Source organism: Kribbella sp. NPDC043289 (assembly GCF_056436705.1).
In genome coordinates this window covers 1,231,546-1,238,565 of the sequence record NZ_JBWKCB010000003.1, presented here as the reverse complement: position 1 = coordinate 1,238,565, position 7,020 = coordinate 1,231,546, and the positions used below count along the sequence as shown (strand labels likewise).

The following is a 7,020-nucleotide window of genomic DNA, read 5'->3' as shown; positions in this document are numbered from 1 at the left end:
CAATCGAAAAGCGATCCTTTGAATCAGAAACAAAACCATTACTGGCTTGTCATCCGTATATTTCAAAGGAATCCACCCACAGACAACGACAACCCGTAACCCAGAATCAAAAGACCCAGGGCCTAGGAAGACGTTCAACGCCTGTGGACGGGGTTAATGCATCTTTCGGCATTGACTTTCGGCACGCTGTTGAGTTCTCAAGAATCGGACGCTCACCGCGCTTCAGACTTTCGTTTGAAGCTCCGGGGCAACTCGCCCAACTTTACTGTTTCGCTTCCAGCCGGTCAAATCGGCCTTTTTCGATCCAGTCTCTCTGCGTGACTCAGTGCCTGAAACCCACCGGGGCGTGTTTCAGTTACCAAGACCTTCAGGGAGTTTGTTGGCGGGCCGGCCGCTTTCGCGTCCTGCGCTTCCGTCCAACAAGAAGAACATTACTGACATTCATGGTGCGGATGCAAATCGGGGTCCTGGACGCTTGTCCGAGGCCCTCGGCACCCGTCCTCGACACCGGCGATCCGGCGTCGAGGGAAGCAGCGCTCGTTCCTCTGGTCACCACACTCGCCCGGTCTCCCGAGCGACACTTCCATCATGCCTCACCCACACAAGCCGTTTTCGCCGGCGGGTGAGACGACGAGGTGGGAGCCGGTCAGCCCAGCTCCCACCTGTCACGCACTGCACCGTCCAGCAGACGCCTCTCGGCGAGTGGCCGCTCGAAGCGGCAAAAGTTGAGGCCCGGGGTCATGAACCGGACGGCACCACATGCAACCCCCCTCCCCCGAGACCTATTCCCGCCCAACACGCCGTACACCCGCGTGCGGTGCGAGGAGGCGTGGGGTGGGACAGGTACTGGGGACTGGAGACCCGGTATTGCCTGTCCTCAGTGACCGGTTGCTGTCTGCGGCCCCCGTCACGTCACTCCAGCCAGCGCGCGGCTTGCGGCAGCTGCTGCTGGCGGTGTTGCGGGGCCGGAGACAGGTTGTGGTGGGTGGAGACCTGTCATAGCAGGTCTCCACCCACCGGTTCCTGTCTCCAGTCACCGGTTCCTGTCTCCGGTCGTGTGGACCGCCGGACCGTCGGTCGCAGGGGGTCTACCGCTGGTCGATGACGGGTTGCAGGTGAGTGACTACTCCGGGTGGAGTGATGGTGAACATCTTCCATCCGCCCAGACGAAGGTGATCTCATGCGCCGTCTCAAGCAGTTGATCGTCGCGTTCGCATTACTCGCCATTCCCCTCACGCCGACCGCCAACGCCGCCCCGCCCACCGGATGGGTCGGTAGTTGGTCGGTCGCCGTCACCCCACCGGGTACGTCGGGACTCTCCGCGACCGGTGTCACCGATACGACTCTTCGGCAAGTCGCTCATCTGTCCATCGGGGGACCGCAGCTCCGAGTGCGGTTGTCCAACGTCTACGGAACCCAACCGCTCGTCGTCGGCAAGGTCACCGTGACGCCACGGGCCGACGCACAGGCGGGTACGCCGACCGTCGACCCGGCGAAGCTTGTCCCGGTGCTGTTCAACGGCCGCGCGTCGGTCACGATCCCGGTCGGTACCGAGTGGGTGTCGGACCCGGTGCGGGTCGCCGTACCGGATGACACCGATCTGGTGATCAGCACGTACTTCCCGGGGCCGACCGGGCCGCTCACGCAGCATCCGGCCGGGTACGCCACCGGCTTCTCGTCCGCGGGTGATCAGATCGGCGGCGACGGGTCGTCGTACCAGGCGATCCCGGGCGCGGCCCGGTACGTGATCGAAGGTGTGGACGTGCAGAGCCGCGCGCGTGGTGCCGTCGTGCTGTTCGGCGACTCGATCACGGACGGCGTCGTCTCCCCGACCGACAAGAACCTCCGGTACCCGGACCAACTGGCCGACCGCATCCTCGCCGGCCCGGCGTCCCGCGACCTCGGTGTCCTGAACGCCGGCATCAGCGGCAACCGCCTGCTCAGCAACGCGGGTACGGCGGGAGACTCGACTCTCGCCCGCTTCGATCGGGATGTCGTCGCACAGGCCGGCGTACGGACCGTCGTGCTCCTCGAGGGCATCAACGACATCGGCGGCAGCCGCGGCGCCACCGACCCGGCGGACCTGATCGCGGTGCATCGCCAGTTCATCCAGCGCGCGCACCAGGCGGGGCTGAAGGTCATTGGTGCGACCCTCACACCCTACGAAGGCGCCGGCTACTACACCCCTGAAGGAGAGGCCGACCGGCAGGCGCTGAACACCTGGATCCGTACCTCCGGTGAGTACGACGGTGTCGTCGACTTCGACAAGGCCACTCGCGACCCGGCCGCTCCGTCGAAGTTCCTCCCGGCGTACGACGCAGGCGACCACCTGCACCCGAACGCCACCGGTTTCCAGGCGATGGCGGCGGCGTTCGACCTCACGCAGCTCTAACCCGACTCGGCCGGGTGTTCGACCTGGCGGTCGCCCCATTGGGTGAGAACCCCGCGGGCGATCTCCAGGTCCTCCCGGAGCGAGCGGTCCGCCAGGTCACCGGGGAGCGCCGCGAGCGCGTCGGCGAGCCACGGCCCGATCGAGGCAGGTGCGAGATTGGCAGGCCGCAGCCCGGCCAGGCGGATCGCTCGGACCGCGGTGACGAACTCGCTGGCGAGGACCTCGCGGAGTGCGTCCAGGAGTTGCTTGGTCAGCGCGGCGGCCTGCGGCGCGAAGCTCGCGTGCAATTCGGCACCGCGGGACAAGGTCGCCGTACCGAGCGTCGCGGGCTGCGCGGACGACCGGACCGCGGCGAGCGCGTCGTGGGCGACGTACTCGATCATCATCACGCCCGAGCTCGCCTCCGCACCGCTGGCGAGGAACCGGCTGAGGCCGGTGTAATCCGGGTCGACCAGGTTCGCCACCCGCGTCGTCGAGAGGGTCGCGACGCTGTGCAGGCTGAGCCGGAGCGAGTCGAGCGCGAGCGCGATCGGCATCGCGTGCCAGTTTCCGTTGTGCAGCACGGTGTCGCCGGCCACCAGCGGGTTCTCCGCGGCCGCGTTGATGTCGATCCGCACACTGTTGCCCAAGGCATCGGAATGGTCGACGGCCGGCCCGAGTACCTGAGCGAACGCGCGCAATCCGAACGGGTCCTGGATCCGCGCGGCCGGCAACGGCAAACCGTCGAGCAGGTCCCGCATCCGGCGCGCGACCCGAACCTGCCCCGGCTGCGGTCGCGCCTCGTGGACACGGACGTCGTACACCTCGGCGTTGCCGCGCAGCGCGACATGCGACAGCGCGCCCACCAGCGGTACGACGTTGATCAGGGTCGATGCCTCGACGTACGCGAGACAGCACTCGGCCAGCGTGAACGCGTTGCTGGACAGCAGCGGGAGGGCGCTCGTCCCGTCGATCACGTCGCCGAGCGCGAGCCCGAGTTCGGCGAGCGGACCGAGGTCGCCGGTCCCGATCGCGCCGCCGCGGTGCAGGTCCGGCAGGTCGTCGTCGTTGAGCAGCCCAACGATCGCGTCGGCCACCGCGGGGTCCAGTCCCGAACCGCCGGCCGCCAGTTGATTGACCCGGATCAGCAGCCCGAGCCGCACCACGTCCTTCGGGTACGACGTCGTACCGGTCGTCGAATGCGACGCCAGCAACCGCGCGCCGTGCTCCGGATCGGCCGTCAGTACGTCGCGGTTCGCGCCGACCCCGGTGGTTCGCCCGTACACGGGCCGGTGTTCAGCCACCTCGGCCACGACCGCCGCCGACGCCGCCATCCGCTTCCGCGCGATGTCGCCGAGCCGGACCGCCGTACGTCGCTGCCCGAGCGCCACCGCCTCGAGCGGCGTCAGCCCGGCACCCGTGAGCTCGACCGGTTCCATCCCCTCAGTGTGGAACCGGGCCTGCCCCGCGGGTAAGCGACGCGCCCACCTCGCCGTCTGAGATCCGAGACAGTCGCGCACCCGGACCGCCACTACTCACCAACCTCGCCAACCACCAGTCACCCGGGCGACTCCAGGCGTGAAACCGCGCCGAAGCCTGAGGTTGGTGAGTGGCACAGGTCCAGCTTCCGTCGCGAGTGCCACGACCAAAGAAAACGGCCCGTCGCCCTCGGTGGGGGCGGCGGGCCGTCAGGGACCAGACCGTTACTTCTGGCCGTAGCGCTTCTTGAACTTCTCCACGCGGCCCTGGGTGTCCATCACGCGCTGCTGGCCCGTGTAGAACGGGTGACTCGCGGCCGAGATCTCGACGTCGACGACCGGGTAGGTGTTCCCGTCGTGCCAGACGACCGTCTCGTTGCTCTCGCGGGTCGAACCGGTGAGGAAGCTGAAGTTGCCGGACTTGTCCCGGAAGACGACCCGGCGGTAGTCGGGGTGAATGCCGTTCTTCATGCTGCGGTACTTCCTTCCAAGTAGGGAGCGAACGGATCGGTCAGGGGGTGGACCGCTTCGTCCGCACGCAGGACACAACCGTCGAGGCGGCCCCGTAATTCCCGGAGATCCAAACCGGGCCCGGTGAAGGACAGGTACGACGCGCGGTCGCCGTACTGCGGGTGCCATTCGAGGGCCGAACGGGCCTGGTGCTGCTGACCGACGCCGGCCCAGCGGTCCGCTGGCAGGTCCGCCAGCCACGGGCCGAGGACACCTAGGGAGATGTTCGCGCCGAAACTGTCCCAGCCGATGCGGTGGCGGTGCTGGGTCGCGATCCACAACGTGCCGCGACCGCGCGCTGTCCCGGCGACCAGGTCCTCGAGGGCGTCGTACAACCGCTCCGGATGGAACGGCCGGTCCGACTGCCACACCAGCGTCTGCTCACCGGGCGCCGCGATCGAGCCGGCCTCGAGAACCCGGCCAGGAACATGCAGCCGTACGCCGAGCAGGCCCGTCGGCGTGGTCTTGATGAGGAGACGCGGGTTGATCGCCTGGACCAGCGCCACCGAGTCGTCGGTGAGGATCGCGGCGTCGGCGTACTCGAGCTGGTGGATGATCACCTCGGCGATCGCGCGACCGTCCTCGGCGGCGGTCGGGATGCCGCGGTCGCGGATCAGGTCCTCGCCGGTCAGGTCTGCGACGACCGTGGTCGTGTCGACGGTCGTGACGACAGCGTCCACGAGCAGGTCGGCGTCGGCGTCGATCTCGCTGGCGATCGCCTGGGTGTCACCGGCGGCCGGGACGCTCACGATCGCGGCCTCGTACCGCTCGACGGCGGCGATGCTCGCGAGTAACTGGACGAGTGAGCCACGCAGCGCGCACGAGACACACGGGTGGCCCATCGTGATCACCTCGCGGTCGATCACGCCGGTCGCAGTCCTCGCGGTCCGGACGACGGAGCCGCTGGTCAGCGCGCTCACGTCGTACTCCACCAGGACGCCCGTCGGGCCGGCGGCGGCCAGCAGATTCGCCGCGACGGCGCCGCGGAACCCCTCGTCGAGGCCTGTCAGCAAGGTCACCGGCAGCATCGACTCTCCCGTCTTGTTGAAAACGATAACCAGTACAAAGTACCCTCTGAACCGGAATAGCCGCCACCCGGCCGGCGTTCTTCCTGGCAGGGTCACCCGCCAGGTGATCCGAGAAAGGACAGCAAGGACAGCATGGCCAAGCGCAACGACCTCCGCCCGATCATCAAACTCCGCAGCACCGCCGGAACCGGCTTCACCTATGTAACGCGCAAGAACCGCCGGAACAATCCCGACCGGGTCGTGATCCGTAAGTACGACCCGCAGATCCGGCAGCACGTCGACTTCCGCGAAGAGCGGTAGGAGCGCCGGATGGCCACCACGGCGAAGATCGCGAAGAACGACCAGCGCCGCCGTACCGTCGCCCGCTACTCCGAGCGCCGGGCCGACCTGTTACGCGTGATCGCCGATCCGGGGACGCCCGCGGCCGACCGCGCGGCGGCGCAGCTGAGGCTGCAGAAGCTGCCGCGCGACGCCAGCCCGATCCGCGTCCGCAACCGGGACGCGGTCGACGGCCGTCCGCGTGGGTACGTCGGGAAGGCCGGGATCTCCCGGGTCCGCTTCCGGGCGATGGCCCATCGCGGCGAACTGCCCGGGATCACCAAGTCCTCCTGGTAAGACAGCGAAAGGCCCTCCGCCGGTGGCGGAGGGCCTTTTTTGCTTACAGCCGGTTGTAGGCCTTCAAGGTGCGCAGCGAACCGACCGTGACGGCACCGCGATACTCCAGCGTCGCGGCCGGGCCCGGTGGCTCCCAGGTGATCGCCCAGCCGCCGTCGTCCTGCTGGTCGGCGATCAGCCGGTCGAGATGCGCCTCGAGCTGTTCGTCGGTGAACAGTGGGCGCCAGAAGCTGTCCGGCGTCGGTACGAAACTCAGCGGCGTCACGCCGTACGACGGGTCTGCGGCGTCACCGCGGTAGTGCTGGAGTTTGGGCAGCCACTCGCGGATCCGGTCGAAGTCGACGTCGTCGGTGTGCTCGAGGAACACCAGCGCCTCGCTCATGCCGTGCGCGTCCTCCGGGAAGCCCTTGGCCAACTCCGAGGCGCACCAAGCGGCGGCCTTGTCGCGCCACGGGTGGTCGAGGCCGAGCTTGCCGAGCCGGCCGACCAGTCCCGCCGTCGGGTTCAGGCCGGGCTTGTACGTCCACTCGGTGATGTGCTCGGCACGCGGGTACCCCTCGACCGCGGGGCCGCACAGCGGGACGGCGCCGTTCTCGTCGGCGGTCCGGCCGAGCCAGTCGGCGGCGCGGCGGATCATGTCCTCGTCCCGGGCGCCGGCCCCGAGGAGCGTGTCGAACGCGACCTCGACGTCGAGCGGCAGGCTGTCCGGGCAGCGCTTGTCCGGTTCCAGCCCGTGCCCGAACCCGCCGTCGGCGTTCTGGTAGCCCCGCAGCGCGTCCACCACGCCCTGCGCGTCGGCCCCTTCGAAGACCGTCGCGAAGACCCGCCGCTCGAGCACGCGAGCGTCCCGCCGTACAAAGTCCCGACCTGCGCTGAAGATGTCCATGCCCTGAGCCTCCCGCAGATCCCGGTCCACCGTCTTGAACGAAACGGACACGCGGACCGCCAGGCCATCACAATCCGCGTTCTGGCGCCGAGCCGAGCGTGCGACGGCCCGATCCGCGCGATTGTGATGGCC

Annotated in this window: 7 protein-coding genes; 3 read left to right on the top strand and 4 right to left on the bottom strand. The window is 68.4% G+C overall.

What is annotated here, in order from left to right; all coding sequences use genetic code 11:
- The first annotated feature begins 1,180 nt into the window (after nt 1–1,180).
- Nucleotides 1,181–2,392, top strand: coding sequence for an SGNH/GDSL hydrolase family protein (locus AC0662_RS24395; protein WP_452204314.1), 1,212 nt, complete (start codon nt 1,181–1,183; stop codon nt 2,390–2,392).
- Here the strand turns inward: AC0662_RS24395 and AC0662_RS24390 are convergent.
- From AC0662_RS24390 to AC0662_RS24380, 3 genes are all read right to left on the bottom strand, one after another.
- Nucleotides 2,389–3,810 carry an aromatic amino acid lyase gene (locus AC0662_RS24390; RefSeq protein WP_452204313.1) on the bottom strand — a complete coding sequence of 474 codons (1,422 nt, stop codon included), beginning with the start codon at nt 3,808–3,810 and terminating at the stop codon, nt 2,389–2,391. The two genes, AC0662_RS24395 and AC0662_RS24390, sit on opposite strands and share 4 nt — an antisense overlap.
- Nucleotides 3,811–4,074: 264 nt before the next feature.
- Nucleotides 4,075–4,320, bottom strand: a complete 246-nt coding sequence (locus AC0662_RS24385) for a type B 50S ribosomal protein L31 (protein WP_452204312.1) — start codon at nt 4,318–4,320, stop codon at nt 4,075–4,077.
- Entirely contained in the window at nt 4,317–5,387 is a 1,071-nt protein-coding gene (locus AC0662_RS24380; RefSeq protein WP_478303394.1) for a GTP-binding protein, read from the bottom strand. Before AC0662_RS24380 ends, AC0662_RS24385 begins: the two co-directional genes overlap by 4 nt.
- Before the next feature lie 132 nt (nt 5,388–5,519).
- Here AC0662_RS24380 and rpmG point away from each other — a divergent pair, with 132 nt between their 5' ends.
- Entirely contained in the window at nt 5,520–5,687 is a 168-nt protein-coding gene (rpmG, locus tag AC0662_RS24375) for a 50S ribosomal protein L33 (protein ID WP_478303392.1), read from the top strand.
- A 9-nt stretch (nt 5,688–5,696) separates the two neighbouring features.
- Nucleotides 5,697–6,002: a 30S ribosomal protein S14 gene (gene rpsN / locus AC0662_RS24370; RefSeq protein ID WP_478303390.1), complete on the top strand. Its 306-nt coding sequence runs from the start codon at nt 5,697–5,699 to the stop codon at nt 6,000–6,002.
- A gap of 43 nt (nt 6,003–6,045) precedes the next feature.
- Here the strand turns inward: rpsN and AC0662_RS24365 are convergent, their stop codons facing one another.
- Nucleotides 6,046–6,939 carry a prenyltransferase/squalene oxidase repeat-containing protein gene (locus AC0662_RS24365; protein ID WP_478303388.1) on the bottom strand — a complete coding sequence of 298 codons (894 nt, stop codon included), beginning with the start codon at nt 6,937–6,939 and terminating at the stop codon, nt 6,046–6,048.
- Nucleotides 6,940–7,020: the final 81 nt, after the last annotated feature.